Here is a 15,412-nt window from a genome sequence, read left to right as displayed (position 1 = left end):
TCCGCTCATCCGAGGTCGGTGGCGAGCAGCGCCCGAACGCCTTCGATGTTCGCGTCGAGGTAGCGGCGCAGCGACGTGGGGACGACGTCGACGGATGTCACGCCCGCGCGGGTGAACGGGACGCGGACGAACTCGTAGGTGCCACACGGCTCGTCGACCTCGGGGCCGTGCCGTCGGGACAGGTCCATCGAAGCCAGTCTGCAGACGAAGAAGTGCTGCACCTTCACTCCGCGCGCGCCGTCCTCACGGACATGTTCGACGGTGTCCACGAAGGCCGGAACCACGTCCGCCACCTTGGCGCCGAGCTCCTCGTCGAGCTCGCGGTGCAGAGCGTCGACCACCGTGGCGTCCTCGGGCTCCACACCGCCACCCGGGGTGATCCAGTACGGCGGCTCGCCCGGCTTGGTGCGCTTGATCAACAGAAGATGGTCACCGTCGAGGAGGATCGCCCGTGCGGTGCGTTTGACCACCGGCCGGGCGGCGGGATCTGGGCTGTCCGCTGCCATGCAGGGAAAATGCCGCGCCGCAGCGGCGGTGAAACGCCTTGACCGGAGCGAATCGGAACGCGTGATTCCCAAGGAACGCCTGATTGCAGGCAGTGCCTGATTCCAAGAAGCGCCGGGGTGCCAAGGAGTGCCCGGTTCCGGTGGCTACCACTCGGCGGCCGCGGTCAGCAGCCGCTCGTGCGCGCGGGCCAGATGCGGCAGGGCGAGGGTGCCCGCGCGGACCACGATGTAGTAGGTGCGCAGCGGTGGGACCGGCGGTTCGAGCACCGGGACCACCTCACCGGCGGCGATCGCCGCGGCACACAGATAGCGCGGCAGCACGGCCATCCCGGCGCCCGACCGTACGCACTCCAGCACCGCTCTCAGGTCCGGTGCCACCACGGTGGCGTCGGCCACCGGCTTGCCGCCGAACACCTCCGCCCAGTAGCCGACCAGCAGCGGCAGGTCCTCCTCGTAGCCGACCAGCGGAACGCTGTCGAGCGCGTCGACCAGTTCCGCGGCGGGCCCGGGGCCCGGGGCCTGGAACGGTCTTGGCGGGTCCGCCGTGAAGAGCGCGCCGATACGTTCTGCCCAGCGCCGGGAGGCGACCAGGACCTGCTCCTCGTCCCACAGCGGTGTGGCGTGCAGCAGCCGGGCCCGGGGCCGGGTGGTGCCGATGACCAGGTCGTGCCGCCCCTCCGCGAGGCCGGTGAGCACCTCGTCCCCGGAGCCGAGCGCGACGCGCAGGGCGAGGCTTTCCCCGGCGAGCGGCGCCAGCGCGGGCAGCACCCGTAGCGCGGTGAACTCCGCGGGACCGGCGAGGTGCAGGGTACGGTCCTGGGCCGCGCCGTCAAGCTCGCTTTCGGTGATCTCACGGAGCGCGTCCAGATGCGGGGCCACCTTGTGGGCGAGTTCGTCCCCCACCGTGGTGGCGGCGACGCCGCGCGGCAGCCGGAGGAACAACTGGCGGCCCAGCTGGCGTTCAAGGCTGCGGATCTGGCCGGTAACCGCCGGCTGGGAGAGCCCCAGGAGCTGCGCGGCCCTGGTGAACGACCCGGCCCGGTGCACAGCGACGAAGGTGCGCAGCAGGGCCAGATCCATAGGTGCTCCTCGTTCCATGCGTATGCAGAAGGCGCTTGCCTGGTGAATCGGCAACGATAAATATGTCGATGGGCACGCTCTATAACTGTGATTGGACACTGACGCAGAGTCAACTAGCCTTGTGGAGGCGTTACTTCGCGCCGAGGGGCAGGGCGGTCAGAGCCACGAGGGGGGAGGCTCTGACCGCCCGCTCCCGTTACGCGCCGCTACCGGTCCGGGCAGCGATGTGGAGGCGTGGCCGCTGCTGCGGGCTCTGGCCGACTCGCCGCCATCGAGTGACGATCACGGAGTGTGGTCCGTTGACTCGCTATTGCTTCGGTGAGCTGTCCCCCGAAGCAGAGGAGACCCCATGGGCATCATCGCCCGCCGAACCGTTCCGCTGGCGCTCGCCCTGTCCGCGCTGCTGGCTCCGGCGACCTCGGCCGCCGCCGAACCAGCCGCCCGTGCGGTGCTGAAGCTCACCGTCGAGCACCGGCACCACCATGGCCGCACCGCGCCCGTCAGCGTCCTGCTGCTGTGTGGGCCCGCTGGTGGTACGCATCCGCATCCGCAGGCGGCCTGCGCAGCTCTGGAGGACGCGCGCGGCCGCTTCAGAAGGCTGCGGCGGGTGGCGCGGCGGTGTCCGAGGGTCGTGGACCCGGTGACCGTCAAGGCGCGCGGCCACTGGTGGGGCAGGCGGGTGTGGTTCCGGCGGACATATGTGAACCGTTGCGTGGCCGCCCGACGGACCGGAGGCGTCTTCGCGTTCTGAGCCCGCCGCGCCGCGGGCTCAACGCGCGGCGTCCAGCGCCTGGAGCACGTCCGCGAGGATGTCCTGTGCCTCCTCGACGCCCACGGAGAACCGGATGAACCCTTCGGGAACCGTGTCCCCGCCCCACCGGGCCCGGCGTTCGGCCGTGCTGAGTACCGAGCCGAAGCTGGTCGCCTCCCCGGTCAGCCGCAGCGCGGCGAGGAACCGCTCGGCATGCCCGCGGTCCGGCAGCACGAAGGACACCACCGGCCCGAAGTTTCGCATCTGGCCCGCCGCCACCTGGTGTGCCGGATCGGTCGGCAGTCCGGGATAGCGCAGCCCGGTCACCTCCTCGCGCTGGCCGAGGGCGGCGGCCAACGCGAGCGCGTTCCGCTGTTGCTGGCCGATCCGCAGATGGAGCGTCGCCAGGGAACGGTGGGCCAGCCAGGCCTCCATCGGACCGGGGATCGCGCCCACGGTCTTGCGCCACAGCCGCACTGATGACGCCAACCGCGCGTCCCGTGCGGTCACATAGCCCAGCAGGAGATCACCATGGCCGGTCAGCGCCTTGGTGCCGCTGGCCACCGCGAAGTCCGCGCCCAGTTCCAGGGGCCGTTGGCCCAGCGGTGTGGACAGCGTGTTGTCGACCGCGACCAGGGCACCGGCCGAATGCGCGGCCTGCGCCAGCCGCCTGATGTCGCAGACGTCCAAGCCCGGATTGGAGGGCGTCTCGATCCACAGCAGCCGCGCGCCGTCCAAGGCGCCGAGTTGGGCATCGCCCGCTGTGGGGGCCAGCCGCACCTGGACGCCATATGACTCAAGCCGCTCTTGGAGTACGCGAGTTGTCTGGTAGCAGTCGGAGGGAAGCACGACCGTGTCCCCGCACCGCACCTGGGAGAGGAGCACCGCCGAGACCGCGGCCATGCCGGAGGCGAAGGCGATCGTCTCCGCGGGAATCTCCGGTGACTCCAGTTGGGAGATGGCCTCTTCCAGACGGCTCCAGGTCGGGTTGCCGTCGCGGCCGTAGGTGTACGGGCCCGCCGCCTCGCCGGGCAGGTGGTAGTGCGCCACGAAGGTCGGCCCCGGCAGCGATGGGGCGTACGGCTCGGCGGGCGGCCTACCGGCATGGACGCTTCGGGTGCCGTCTGCTGTCCCGGTGGGGCGTTCGGACATCGCTGCCTCCTGCTGCACGGTCGATGTTTCACGTGAAACCACGGGCCGCCGATGGGCGGGCCTCTGCGCGCTGGTTGTATATGGCCGTGATCCTAGAAGGCCGGGCGCTGCCGAGATGGCGCGCTGTGGCGCCTCGCGCCGCTGTCGCACTGGTGTGGTTCTACGAGGGTCTGTGGTGCAAGGTCGTCCCCGGGCGGGCTGACCAGCGCGCGATCATCGCGCAGATCCCGCTGCTGCCGCACTGGGCGGCGATACCGCTGATGGTGTCAATCGGCCTGGCGGAGGGGGCGGTTGGGGTGTGGGTGCTCAGCGGAGCGCGGCCGTATCTGGCGGCGGGCGTCCAGACCTGGCTGATCGGTTCGTTCAATCTGGGTGGGCTGGTGTTCGCGCCGGACCGAATAGCCGAGCCGGGGCGGCTGATCGTGATGAACCTCGCGCTGATCTGCCTGATCTGGCTGGTCGCCGAGCGGGGAGCGTCCCGATGAAGGAGACACCCTGGTCGGCCGGTCGGATCCTCACCGCGCAGACCACCGGCCCGCGGCTGCTGTTCGGCCGGATGTACGAGGACCCTCGGGTAGAGCTGAACGCCTTCCCCGCCGCCCCCGCCCGAGTGCTGTGCATCGCCTCGGCGGGCGACATGGCGGCCGCCCTCGCCCACGCTGGACACGATGTCACCGCCGTCGACATCAACCCGTGCCAACTCGCCTATGCCGCAGACCGCGTGACCCATGGCGCCCAGGCCCGCACCGGTACCGCCGAGCGCCTGACGGCCGTCGGACGACGTGCCGCCACCGCCCTCCCCGGCTGGCGCCCCGCCGCCCTCGCTGCGTTCCTCGAACTGGACGATCCCGCACGCCAGTTGACCTGGTGGCGGCAGCGACTGGACGGTCCCGGGCTGCGACTGCTGATGGGTCCCGCGCTGCGGCCAGCGGGTCCGCTCGCGGGGCTGCTGCGTCCCGGATTCCGCGGGGTGGTCCCCGCGCGCTTCGACGCGGTGCTACGGGAGCGCATCGCCGACACCGTCGCCCGGCACCCGAACGCCGACAACCATCTGCTGCGGCTGCTGCTGCTCGGCCAGGCCCCGGATCTGGCGCCCGTGCCGGACGTGCGGTTCGTGCACGCCGAGGTCGCCGAGCATCTGGAGTCAGTGGCGCCCGGCAGCTATGACGCCGTGACGCTCTCCAACGTCCTGGACGGCCCCGGCGGTTCGTACGCCCGGCGGTTGCGCGCTGCCGTGGAGCGCGCAGTACGGCCGGGCGGCATCGCCGTACTGCGCAGCCTGCGCGGTACGGGACGGTCCACCGACGACCGCTGCCCGCTGTGGGGCACGGTGCGTCTGATCCGTACTGGAGGCACCCGGTGAAGCATCTGCTGCGCCGCCATCCGATCCCGCTGCGCACGCACTTCGCGCACTCACTGGTACTGACCTACGCCTTTCCCGCCGACGTGCTGCGTCCACTGCTCACTCCCGGCCTGGAACTCGACACCTATACCGCGGGTGGGCAGGAGTACGGCTTCGCGGCCGTCGCGCTGGTCGATCTGCGGGCGTTACGGCCGCCGTTCGCGCCACGGGTACTCGGCACCGACCAGCTGATGACCGGATACCGGGTCTTCACCCGCTTGCGCACCCCGGGCGGCCGGACCATGCGGGGCCTGCGCATCCTGCGCAGTGACACCTCCAGCCGGGTGCTTGCCCTCGGCGGCAACGTGCTGACCCGCTACCACTACCAACTGGCCCGGCTCGGCTGCCGGTTGACCGACGACCGGCTGGAGTTCGCGGTCCGCACCCGGGACGCGTCGGCCGATCTGCTGGTCGCCGCGGACCTCAGGGGCGCCGCCGCCCTGCCCGAGGGCAGCCCCTTCGCCACCGAGCGGGACGCCCGGCGCTTCGCGGGGCCTCTTCCGTACACGTTCGAGTACGAACCGCGCGATGACAGCGTCACGGTGGTGAAGGCCTACCGCACCCATTGGGCACCCCGGCAAGTCGCCGTCGACGTACGGCGGTTGACCTTCTTCGAGCACGGTGCCTTCGCGGGTACCCGGCCGCTGCTGGCCAACGCCTTCCATGTGGCGGGCGTCGACTACGGGTGGCACGCCGGAGTACGGCACAGAACGGACGGGAGCCGGATATGACCACCGAGTCCGCGGACCGGGCACCCGCCCCATCCGGCGCCCTGCGGGTCGTCACCTACAACTGGCCGCTGTACTTGACGGGTGCGGCGGCGGTCGGCGTTGGCGCGGTGGTCGGACGCCGCCACCGGGCGGCCTGGGCGGGTGGTGCGCTGGCCGCGTGGTGGCTGTCGGCCAGTGTGCTGGCCAGCCACCGCGTCTACGACCGCTCACCGCTGCACACTTGGCGCTGGCTGGACGGTGTGCTGCCCGACGGGCCCGGAGACCATCTGGTGGTCTCGGCCGGGCTGGACGAGGCGAGCGCCGTACTACGCGCCCGCTATCCGGGTGCCGCGCAGACGGTGGCCGATCTGTATGACGCGCTACCGGTGACGGAGCCCTCACTGCGCCGGGCACGCCGCCGGGTGCCACCGCGGCCCGGCTCGCTACCGGCACGGCCGCAGCGGCTGCCGGGCGCTGACGCCTCCTACGACACGGTGATCGCGCCCTTCGCGGCGCATGAACTGCGGCGGGCCGTGGACCGGGAGGCGCTGCTGGAGGAGTGCGCCCGGGTGCTGCGGCCGGGCGGTGCCGTCGTGCTGGTCGAGCACTGCCGGGACGCGGCCAACGCGGTGGTCTACGGGCCGGGCGCCTGGCACTTCATGCCACGGCGTGAGTGGTTTCGGTTGGCTGCACGCTCGGGCCTCACGGTCGCCCATGAAGGGCGGATCGCGGGCTACGTCACCGTACTGGTGCTGCGGAAGTGGAGAGCGGTGTGACGGCACTGCTCACCCTTGAGGGGCAGCTACGGCTGGTCGGTCTGGCGCTGGTGATCATGGGGGCGGTGCATGCCGTGCTTCCCCGGGCGATGGGCTGGCCCGCCGATCTCGCGGGCAGCACCCTGCTGACCCGGCAGGTGTCCTATGCGCACTTGTTCTTCATCGGCTTGGTCTGTGTGCTGTTCGGGCTGCTGCCGTTGGCGCTCGCACCGGAACTGCTCGCCGGGACGCGGCTTGGCACCGCGCTGCTCGCGGGGGAGACGGTTTTCTGGGGGGTGCGCTGGGTGTTCCAGTTCACGGTGTTCCCGGCGCGGTTGTGGCGCGGGAACCGGATGCGTACCGCTGCGCACATCGCGCTGGCGGTGTTGTGGACTTGGGTGGCGGCCGTGTTCGGCTATGCGCTGGCCGCCACCCCGTGATGCCGTGTTTCACGTGAAACATCAGCCGTCGTGGACATCAGCGGCGGTCGTCCTCGTCCGGCAGGACCAGATGCATCGCCCAGGCGACGATGCTCACCACCAGGCCACCGACGAATGCGGCCCAGAAGCCCGACACATGGAAGTTCAGGCTCAGCTTGTTCGACAGGTACGAGGTGAGCATCAGCATCAGCGCGTTCACGACCAGCGTGAACAAGCCGAGGGTGAGGATGAACAACGGCAGGGACAGCAGCTTCACGACCGGCTTGACGAGCCAGTTCACCACGCCGAAGACGAGCGCGACCAGGACCAGGGTCAGGGCCTTGTGCGCGGTGCTGGAGCCGGTGAGCGTTATGCCCTTGATCAGCCAGACGGCGACGCCGAGCGCCACCGCGTTGGCCAGTGTCTTGACTAGGAATTTCTTCATGGAGCGATCGTCGCAGAGACTGCGGTGGGGGACGAGACAGAAGCAGTGGAGAGAAGGCGAGGGACCGGGCACATGAAGGTGTTCCGGCTGGACGACCTGGATGCCGAGCGCGCGGCGAACGACGGCGCGTACCTGCGCTTCCTGCGGGAACGGAACATGTCCGCCGGGCTGTACGCGCTTCCGGCGGGCGGCACCGACACGCAGTCGCCGCATCCGCAGGACGAGATCTACCTGGTGGTGAGCGGTCGGGCGTCGATCACGGTGGGGGAGGAGACGACCCATGTCGCCCGGGGCAGCGTCGTCTACGTACCGGCCCGCACGCCGCACCGCTTCCACCACATCACCGAGGATCTGCGGGTGCTGGTGGTCTTCTCCCCGCCCGAAGAATGACCGGCGGCTTCAGGGTCCCGTAAGGGTCCGTTCAGGGGTGGACGGGGGCCGTTGACCCTCGGATCCGGGTGCTCGTGACCGTAAGCTCGAATCACAAGCCAAGTTGGGGCGGAGGGAGTCGGAAATGAGCGACAACGGGTTCTTGAGCGGACTGCCCTGGTGGGTCAAGTGGATCGCCGTGCCGGTGATCGCAGTGGTGGTCTTCGGCGGGCTGATCGCCAGCATCATCGGGTTCGTCGCCTGGCTGCTGTTCAAGGTCGTGCTGTTCGCCGCGCTGGTCGGCGGGCTGGTCTACCTGGTGAAGAAGTTCACCTCGTCGTCCACCTCGCGCAGCGACTGGTAGGCGCCGATGGCGCGGATTCGGCGAGAACAGCGAACGCTCGCGGCGGAGGAGACTCCGCACCGCGAGCGTCGCTGTTTTTTCCGGTCAACTACCGAGGAGTGATTACGAGTTGTGCCCGTCGTCCTGAAGCGGTACCCGCTCAGTACGCGGCGCGGAACCGCTGGGTGCCACCGCGGTGGCGTCCTTGGCGGCCTCGTTGTTCATGGAGGCGAGGAGCTGACGGGCGAGACCCAGCCCGGTGCCGCCCATGGTCAGCGCCTTGGCGAACATGTCGGACATGCCGTCGGCGCCGTTGAGCAGCACCATGTGGTCGACGTTGCCGAAGGCGGCAGAGCCCGCCTTGACGATCTCCGGCCAGTTCTCGGCGAGTTGCTGGGCGACGACCGCCTCCTGGTTCTCGGCCAGCGCCGCTGCCCGCGCCTGGATGGCCTCCGCCTCGGCCAGACCCTTGGCCCGGGCCGCCTCGGCCTCGGCCAGACCACGCGCCTGAGCGGCGGCCGCCTCCGCCTCACCAGTGGCCTTGGTAGCCGCTGCCGCGGCCAGACCGCGGGCCTTGGTCGCCTCCGCCTCGGCGGCCGCGGCGGTCTTCACCCGGGTCGCCTCGGCCGCGGCGGCCAACTCGGTCTCCTTCGCCTTGGCCTGCGCGGCCGAGATGCGGGCGTCCCGCTCGGCTTCCGCCAGTGTGCGCTTCTCGTACGCCTTGGCGTCCGCGGGCTTGCGGATGTCCGCCTGGAGCTGCTGCTCGCGGCGGTGCGCCTCGAGTTCCGCGACGCGGGTCTCCTGGACCACGACCTCCTGGCGCGCCGCGGCCTCCGACAGCGGACCCGCCTGACGTGCGGCGGCCGCCGCCTTGTCGCGTTCGGCCTGGTAACCGGCCTGCAGGATCTCGCTGTCCCGGGTCGCCTCGGACATCCGGGCCTTGGCCTTCTGCTCGGCCTCGGTGGCCAGCCGGTCCGCCTCCGCCTGCGCGATACGGGCGTCCCGCTGGACGGCCGCGGCGTGCGGCGCGGCCAGGTTCTTGATGTAGCCGGTGGGGTCCTCGATCTCGTGGATCTGCAACGAGTCGACGATCAGACCCAGCTTCTCCATCTCCGTACCCGAAGCGGAACGGGTCTGCGCGGTGAGCTTCTCCCGGTCGCGGATCATCTCCTCGACCGTCAACCCGCCGACGATGGACCGCAGATGGCCGGCGAACACGTTGTGCACCCGGTCCCCCATGTACCTCTGCTGGTCCAGGAAGCGGCGGGCGGCGTTGGCGATCGACACGAAGTCGTCGCCGACCTTGAAGATGACCACGCCGCGGACCTTCAGCGGAATGCCCTGCTTGGTCACGCAGTCCACCGACAGCTCGGCCTGGTTGAGGTCGAGCGAGAGCTTGCGGACCGCCTGCATACCGGGGAGTACCAGCGTTCCGCGTCCGGTGACGATGCGGAAGCCCATCCCCTCCTCCAGGCCCTCGGTACGGTGCTTGGAACCGGAGATGACCAGTGCCTCGTTGGGCTCGGCCACGCGCCACATCAGCTTGAACAGCGTGACCAGGATGATGATTGCGACGAGTACCGCACCCGCCACGACGCCGATGACCATCGGCACATGCCCCCTCTTACCACGGCTCCCCTGATGGAGCCGACGCACGCGAGTCTGCTCCCGCCTACGGCGGGCGCCAAGACGTGGACCCGCGTCCGACACGCTTGTCGAACGCTTGGTTCACACCCGCGTCCAGACCGTTATCGATCTTCGGGTTTAGCCGAGGCGTCTAGGTGAGGGGCGCCACGTAGACCGTGCGCGGCGGCTGGTGCTCGACGACCACGACGAGCGTGCCGGTCTCGATGCGCTGACCAGCCTCCATCGGGTAGGCCAGGAAGTGCTCGGCACCACCCCGTATCCGCACGATCACTTCGCCCACCAGACCCGGGCCGATCGTCCCCGTCACGCGTCCTTCAAGCCCCACCATGTCCGGAGGGTAACTCAGACCCTGCGCCGACGACCCCTGCGATGAGTCCGCTGCGGGCGGTCGGCGCAGACCACCAGGGCCGCCAGCACGGTGGTCAGCGGTACGGACGCGACCAGCCCGATGCTGCCCACCAGCGTGCGCACGATCTCCTCGGCGACGACCTCGCTGTTCGCCACCGTCACCACTCCGCTGCGCGCGATGGTGAACAACAGCAGCAGCGGCAGGGAGGCGCCCGCGTACGCCATCACCAAGGTGTTCACCACGGAGGCGATGTGGTCGCGGCCGATGCGCATCCCCGCGCCGTACAGCCGCCGCCAACTCGCCGCGGGATCCGCCTCCTTGAGCTCCCAGACCGCCGCGACCTGGGTTACCGTCACATCGTCGAGCACGCCGAGCGAGCCGATGATGACGCCCGCGAGCAGCAGGCCGCGGATCTCGATGCCCGGATAGAGGGTGTGCACCAGACCGGTCTCGTCCGAGGTGTCGCCGGTCAGCAGCGCCCAGTCGGTGAACACCGAGCCCAACAGCCCGATCAGCAGCAGCGAGCACAGGGTGCCGAGCACCGCCACCGAGGTACGCGCCCCCACGCCATGGCACAGGTAGAGCGCCACCAGCATGATCGCGCTGGCCCCGACCACCGCCACCAGCAGCGGATTCTCGCCCTGAAGGATCGCCGGAAGCATGAACAGGGTCAGCACGGCGAAGCTGATCACCAACGCCACCAGCGCGGTCACCCCGCGCAGCCGTCCCACCGCCACGACGGTGAGGGCGAACACCGCGGCGAGCGCGGCCATCGGAACCGTACGCTCCACGTCGATGACCGAGTACCGCAGGTTCGCCGGGGCACCCGGCGCATAGGCGACCACCACCCGCTGTCCGGCGGTGTAGCGGCGCGGTTGGCCCGGCTGGACGATCTCGGTGAACGTATGCCCGGCGTCCTTGCCGGAGGCCAACTGGACGACGGCGTGCTGGCAGACGCCCGAAGTCGCGGTCGATATCGGCCCGTTGGAACACCGGGCGTCATTCACCCGGAGCACCTGGGCACTTCGCGTCTGCTGGTCGAAGCCGACTCCGGGGTGCGGGTGCGCCGGTGTGCCGTTCGGCCACAGCGCGAGCAGGCCCATGGCGACGGCCGCGGCGAACGGGACCAGGATCGCGGCGATCACCTTGCGCAGGTGTGCCGAGACCGGATGGGCGGGACCGTGCGCATGGCCATGGCAGTGCCCCGGAGGACGGGCGGCGGCCGGTGCCGCGCCCGTTCGGTGCGCGATGCCCGCCGTTTCCGATGTGTCCGTCGTGTCCACCGGCAGATCATGGCAAGGGCCCCTGGCGCCGCGCCCGGGTGACCCGCTAGCGTTGTGCGTACCTTTGCAATCGCGGGAGCTCGGAGCACCGGGCTGAGAGGGCGCTGACCTCCGTACCACGGGACGTACGGAAGCCGCTGCGTCGACCGCTGAACCTGTTACCGGGTAATGCCGGCGTAGGGAGTGGGTCTCATGACCATGCAGGATGCACGCACGCCTGAAACCTCTTCGGAGATCGGGTGGCACAAGGGCTACCTCGAAGGATCCCGCCCGGACCTTCGGGTGCCCGTGCGCCGGGTGCACCTCACCAACGGCCGCCACGTGACGCTGTACGACACCTCCGGCCCGTACACCGACCCCAACATCGAGACCGACGTACGGCGTGGCCTCGCCCCGCTGCGGGAGAACTGGATCATCGCCCGGGGTGACACCGAGGAGTACCCCGGCCGTGAGCTGCGCCCCGAGGACGACGGACTGAAGCACACCTCCCCGCGCGGCGGACTGCGCAACCTTGACGCGGTGTTCCCCGGGCGGCCGCGGCTGCCCCGCCGTGGCCGCGGCGGCCAGGCGGTGACCCAACTCGCGTACGCCAGGCGCGGGGAGGTCACCGCGGAGATGGAGTACGTCGCGCTGCGCGAGGGCGTCTCCCCCGAGGTGGTGCGCGAGGAGATCGCGGCCGGGCGTGCGGTGCTGCCCGCCAACGTCAACCACCCGGAGATCGAGCCGATGATCATCGGCAAGCGGTTCCTGGTGAAGGTCAACGCCAACATCGGCAATTCGGCGGTCACTTCCTCCATCGAGGAGGAGGTGGAGAAGATGACCTGGGCGACGCGGTGGGGCGCCGACACGGTCATGGACCTGTCCACCGGCCGCAACATCCACACCACCCGCGAGTGGGTGCTGCGCAACTCGCCGGTCCCGATCGGCACCGTGCCGCTCTACCAGGCGCTGGAGAAGGTGGACGGCAAGGCCGAGGAACTCACCTGGGAGATCTACAAGGACACCGTCATCGAGCAGGCCGAGCAGGGCGTCGACTACATGACGGTGCACGCCGGTGTGCTGCTGCGTTACGTCCCGCTGACGGCCCGGCGCAAGACCGGCATCGTCTCGCGCGGTGGCTCGATCATGGCCGCGTGGTGCCTGGCGCACCACAAGGAGAGCTTCCTGTACGAGAACTTCGAGGAGCTCTGCGAGATCCTGCGGGCGTACGACATCACGTTCTCGCTGGGCGACGGTCTGCGTCCGGGCTCCATCGCGGACGCCAACGACGAGGCGCAGTTCGCGGAGTTGCGCACGCTCGGCGAGCTGAACCAGATCGCCAAGTCGCATGACGTGCAGACGATGATCGAGGGCCCGGGCCATGTCCCGATGCACAAGATCAAGGAGAACATCGACCTCCAGCAGGAGATCTGCGAGGAGGCCCCGTTCTACACCCTCGGCCCGCTGACCACCGATGTCGCACCGGGGTACGACCACATCACCTCCGGCATCGGCGCGGCGATGATCGGCTGGTGGGGCACGGCCATGCTCTGCTACGTAACTCCCAAGGAGCACCTGGGCCTTCCGGACCGCGACGACGTGAAGACCGGCGTCATCACGTACAAGATCGCGGCCCATGCGGCGGACCTGGCCAAGGGCCACCCCGGTGCCCAGGAGTGGGACGACGCGCTGTCCGACGCGCGCTTCGAGTTCCGCTGGGAGGACCAGTTCAACCTGGCCCTGGACCCCGACACGGCCCGCGCGTTCCACGACGAGACCCTCCCCGCGGAGCCCGCCAAGACGGCCCACTTCTGCTCGATGTGCGGGCCGAAGTTCTGCTCGATGAAGATCTCGCAGGACATCCGCCGGGAGCACGGCGGCACGGCCGAGGAGATCGAGGCCGGAATGGCCGAGAAGTCCAAGGAGTTCGCGGCGGCGGGGAACCGGGTGTACCTGCCGCTGGCGGACTGACGTTCGCCGCGACGTGTGGGCGTCGTTCGGGGACCGTATGCCGTTCCCGAACGGCGCCCAGCGTTTGCGTCAGCACGGGATGTGCCGCCGTGCCTTCGCCAGCTCTGCGCGGCGACGATCTCGCGGCGGAGTGGCTGGCTGCCGTCGGCCGTTGCTGGTTATTCGTCCCTGACGGTGAACGACGTGCCAGTTGAGACGTCCGAACCGTCGGCTGACCGCTGGGTGACGGTGACATTGTGGGTGCCAGGATCCATTGGCGCCTGGAACGTCGCACCCAGCGGCCCTGAGGGTCCGCATTAGGCGCTCTCCCCCTCGGGTGCCGCCGGGCATCGGCTGTGCACCGGTTCGACGGCTAGCTTCCGACTGCCTTCCCGGCGAGATGCAGGGCACCGGTCAGACCTTGAGGGGATCGGCTCTCACCTTTTCTTTGGCTTTGTATGAGAACCGCGACATGCGCAGGACTGAGTACCGTCACAGCGACCGCAGCGCGCCCCCCTCGATGTGGATCATCGTGCCGGTGGTGTAGGAGGCGACCGGGGAGAGGATGACGGCGGCCAGGCGGCCGAATTCTTCCGGGGTGCCGTAGCGGCGTAGGGGGATTTCGGCTGTTCGCTGCGTGCGGGTCCGCTCGGGATCGCCCGTGGCCTGTTCGAGTTGGGTCAGGCGGTCGGTGGCTATGGAGCCGACGACGAAGCCGTTGACCCTGATGCCGCGTGGGCCGAGTTCGTCGGCCAGCGTCTTCGCCGCCATGGCGAGCCCGGGGCGAAGGCCGTTGGAGACGCTCATGTTGGGCCACGCGGCCTTGACGGACAGGGACAGGACGAAGCCGATGGACCCTCCGGCGGGCAGTAGCGGCGCGGCGGTGCGGGCGACGCGTAGGGCGCCGAGGAAGACGGACTCGAAGGAGTCCCGCCACTGGGCGTCGGTGATGGTGGTGATGGGCCCGGTCGGCGGGCCGCCCGCGCTGATCAGGGCGCCGTCCAGGCGGCCGTACTGCCGCAGGGCGGCCGCCGTCAGGCGGTCGGCCGCCTCGGGGTCGGCGTTGTCGACGGCCAGCCCGATGGCGTGCTCGGGGCCGCCCAACTCCGCGACGGCCTTGTCCACGGACTCCTGGGTGCGCGAGGACACGACCACCCGGGCGCCTTCCGCGGTGAGGGCCTGGGCCGCGGCCAGCCCAAGCCCCTTCGTTCCGCCGGTGACCAGGAACACCTTGCCGTCGATCATCAGGTCCATGGATGACCGAACGCCGGGGACGCGTGTCTCATTCCTCTCAACCGACCAGCTCGGCAAGGCGGTTGACCTGGTCGGGGTCCGCAGCCCAGCAGTAGAGCATCACCTCGTCGGCGCCGATGTCGGCGAAGCCGGTCAGAGCTTCGCGGATCTGGGTGGGGGTGGTGAGCATGGAGTCGACGGGGCGGTAGTCGCTCCCGGCGAACCCGTAGTACGCGGTGATGGATTCACGGGCCTCGGCCACCACCGCGTCCGGTCCCAGGGCGGCGTTGACCTGGGCGACGAGCCGGGGGCGGCCGGTGCGACCGGCCGTCTGCCAGCACTGTTCGACGCGGCGGAACAAGCCGTCCATGTGCTGCGGCGGAAGCGCCGCGCCCAGGAAGCCGTCGCCCCAGCGTGCCACGCGTTCCATCACGACCGGGGCGAAGCCGCCGAAGAGGATCTCCGGGCCACCGGGCCGGGCGGGCGCGGGGCCGATGGGGCCTACGTCCGTCGAGTGCGGTTCGCCGGACCACAGTCGGCGGAGCTCGGTCAACTGCTCGTCCAGGCGGCGGCCACGGCCGCGTATGTCGACATCGGCGGCGAGGTAGTCGTCCGCGCGGGCACCGACGCCGATGCCTAGGGTGAAGCGGCCACCGCACACCCGGTCGAGCGTGGCGCACTGCTTGGCGAGCAGCGCGGCGGGGCGCAACGGTGCCAGCAGCACCTCGGTCTGCACCCGAACGCGCGAGGTGGCACCGGCGAGCGCGGCCAGGGTGACCATGGGCTCGGGGTTGTCGTAGACGAGCCGGTCCAGCAGCGCGATGGTGCGGTACGGGCCCTCGTCGGCGCGCCGCGCCCAGGTCAGCAGCGCCGCCGGGTCGCTGATGGGCAGGCCGAGGCCGACATCGATGCGAGGCATGGGATCGTTCCTCCGGAAGGGATCGGGGCATGGCTGGTCAACTGCCGCCCCTTCGTTGCCCGTTGCCGGGTTCGCTCCCGCACTGCGGCGTACTTCTGGAGAGCGTGATTCCGCTGAAGT

Annotated in this window: 18 protein-coding genes; 9 read left to right on the top strand and 9 right to left on the bottom strand. The window is 70.2% G+C overall.

The annotated features are described in order from the left end of the window. Positions 1-5: 5 nt before the first annotated feature. Positions 6-506 (bottom strand): NUDIX hydrolase, encoded by a 501-nt coding sequence (locus NON19_RS08725; RefSeq protein WP_255926107.1) that lies wholly within the window; start codon positions 504-506, stop codon positions 6-8. Positions 507-650: 144 nt separating this feature from the next. Then, complete coding sequence (locus tag NON19_RS08720) at positions 651-1,586, bottom strand: LysR family transcriptional regulator (RefSeq protein WP_255926106.1); 936 nt, start codon at positions 1,584-1,586, stop codon at positions 651-653. Positions 1,587-1,935: 349 nt separating this feature from the next. Here NON19_RS08720 and NON19_RS08715 point away from each other — a divergent pair, with 349 nt between their 5' ends. Next, positions 1,936-2,337, top strand: coding sequence for an SSI family serine proteinase inhibitor (locus tag NON19_RS08715; protein WP_255926105.1), 402 nt, complete (start codon positions 1,936-1,938; stop codon positions 2,335-2,337). 18 nt (positions 2,338-2,355) lie between these two features. Here NON19_RS08715 and NON19_RS08710 read toward each other — a convergent pair whose 3' ends face one another. Continuing rightward, positions 2,356-3,489, bottom strand: coding sequence for a cystathionine gamma-lyase (locus NON19_RS08710; protein WP_255926104.1), 1,134 nt, complete (start codon positions 3,487-3,489; stop codon positions 2,356-2,358). Positions 3,490-3,569: 80 nt separating this feature from the next. Between NON19_RS08710 and NON19_RS08705 the strand changes: the two genes are divergently transcribed. From NON19_RS08705 to NON19_RS08685, 5 genes are read left to right on the top strand one after another with little or no spacing between them, the layout of a single operon-like run. Then, positions 3,570-3,974 (top strand): DoxX-like family protein, encoded by a 405-nt coding sequence (locus NON19_RS08705; RefSeq protein ID WP_255926103.1) that lies wholly within the window; start codon positions 3,570-3,572, stop codon positions 3,972-3,974. Beyond that, on the top strand, positions 3,971-4,852 hold the full coding sequence (locus tag NON19_RS08700; protein WP_255926102.1) for a DUF3419 family protein: 882 nt from the start codon (positions 3,971-3,973) through the stop codon (positions 4,850-4,852). The genes NON19_RS08705 and NON19_RS08700 overlap by 4 nt, the downstream gene beginning before the upstream one ends. Continuing rightward, entirely contained in the window at positions 4,849-5,622 is a 774-nt protein-coding gene (locus tag NON19_RS08695; protein ID WP_255926101.1) for a DUF2071 domain-containing protein, read from the top strand. Before NON19_RS08700 ends, NON19_RS08695 begins: the two co-directional genes overlap by 4 nt. Continuing rightward, entirely contained in the window at positions 5,619-6,377 is a 759-nt protein-coding gene (locus NON19_RS08690; RefSeq protein WP_255926100.1) for a class I SAM-dependent methyltransferase, read from the top strand. The genes NON19_RS08695 and NON19_RS08690 overlap by 4 nt, the downstream gene beginning before the upstream one ends. Further along, positions 6,374-6,796, top strand: a complete 423-nt coding sequence (locus tag NON19_RS08685) for a hypothetical protein (RefSeq protein ID WP_255926099.1) — start codon at positions 6,374-6,376, stop codon at positions 6,794-6,796. Before NON19_RS08690 ends, NON19_RS08685 begins: the two co-directional genes overlap by 4 nt. Positions 6,797-6,833: 37 nt before the next feature. On the opposite strand, the gene NON19_RS08680 is transcribed toward NON19_RS08685, so the two are convergent. Continuing rightward, the gene (locus NON19_RS08680) at positions 6,834-7,220 is read right to left on the bottom strand and encodes a phage holin family protein (RefSeq protein WP_255926098.1); all 387 of its coding nucleotides are present in this window, start codon (positions 7,218-7,220) and stop codon (positions 6,834-6,836) included. A gap of 72 nt (positions 7,221-7,292) precedes the next feature. Between NON19_RS08680 and NON19_RS08675 the strand changes: the two genes are divergently transcribed. Then, complete coding sequence (locus tag NON19_RS08675; protein ID WP_255926097.1) at positions 7,293-7,610, top strand: cupin domain-containing protein; 318 nt, start codon at positions 7,293-7,295, stop codon at positions 7,608-7,610. Between the two features lie 124 nt (positions 7,611-7,734). Next, on the top strand, positions 7,735-7,953 hold the full coding sequence (locus NON19_RS08670; RefSeq protein ID WP_255926096.1) for a DUF5326 family protein: 219 nt from the start codon (positions 7,735-7,737) through the stop codon (positions 7,951-7,953). A 102-nt stretch (positions 7,954-8,055) separates the two neighbouring features. Here NON19_RS08670 and NON19_RS08665 read toward each other — a convergent pair whose 3' ends face one another. The 3 genes from NON19_RS08665 to NON19_RS08655 form a co-directional block, all read right to left on the bottom strand. Beyond that, the gene (locus tag NON19_RS08665) at positions 8,056-9,540 is read right to left on the bottom strand and encodes a flotillin family protein (RefSeq protein WP_255926095.1); all 1,485 of its coding nucleotides are present in this window, start codon (positions 9,538-9,540) and stop codon (positions 8,056-8,058) included. Between the two features lie 169 nt (positions 9,541-9,709). Next, on the bottom strand, positions 9,710-9,907 hold the full coding sequence (locus NON19_RS08660; RefSeq protein ID WP_255926094.1) for an NfeD C-terminal domain-containing protein: 198 nt from the start codon (positions 9,905-9,907) through the stop codon (positions 9,710-9,712). 14 nt (positions 9,908-9,921) lie between these two features. Next, positions 9,922-11,211 carry a YibE/F family protein gene (locus NON19_RS08655; protein ID WP_372514042.1) on the bottom strand — a complete coding sequence of 430 codons (1,290 nt, stop codon included), beginning with the start codon at positions 11,209-11,211 and terminating at the stop codon, positions 9,922-9,924. A 192-nt stretch (positions 11,212-11,403) separates the two neighbouring features. On the opposite strand from NON19_RS08655, the gene thiC reads away from it, so the two are divergent. Then, positions 11,404-13,161 carry a phosphomethylpyrimidine synthase ThiC gene (gene thiC, locus NON19_RS08650; RefSeq protein ID WP_255926093.1) on the top strand — a complete coding sequence of 586 codons (1,758 nt, stop codon included), beginning with the start codon at positions 11,404-11,406 and terminating at the stop codon, positions 13,159-13,161. 471 nt (positions 13,162-13,632) lie between these two features. Here thiC and NON19_RS08645 read toward each other — a convergent pair whose 3' ends face one another. Both NON19_RS08645 and NON19_RS08640 read right to left on the bottom strand, forming a co-directional pair. After that, complete coding sequence (locus tag NON19_RS08645; RefSeq protein WP_255926092.1) at positions 13,633-14,394, bottom strand: SDR family oxidoreductase; 762 nt, start codon at positions 14,392-14,394, stop codon at positions 13,633-13,635. Positions 14,395-14,431: 37 nt separating this feature from the next. Next, complete coding sequence (locus NON19_RS08640) at positions 14,432-15,283, bottom strand: LLM class flavin-dependent oxidoreductase (RefSeq protein ID WP_255926218.1); 852 nt, start codon at positions 15,281-15,283, stop codon at positions 14,432-14,434. Positions 15,284-15,412 lie beyond the last annotated feature (129 nt).

The sequence above is a fragment of the Streptantibioticus rubrisoli genome, from assembly GCF_024436055.1.
Classification (GTDB): Bacteria; Actinomycetota; Actinomycetes; order Streptomycetales; family Streptomycetaceae; genus Streptantibioticus_A; species Streptantibioticus_A rubrisoli.
This window is presented reverse-complemented; position numbering and strand designations above follow the sequence as displayed.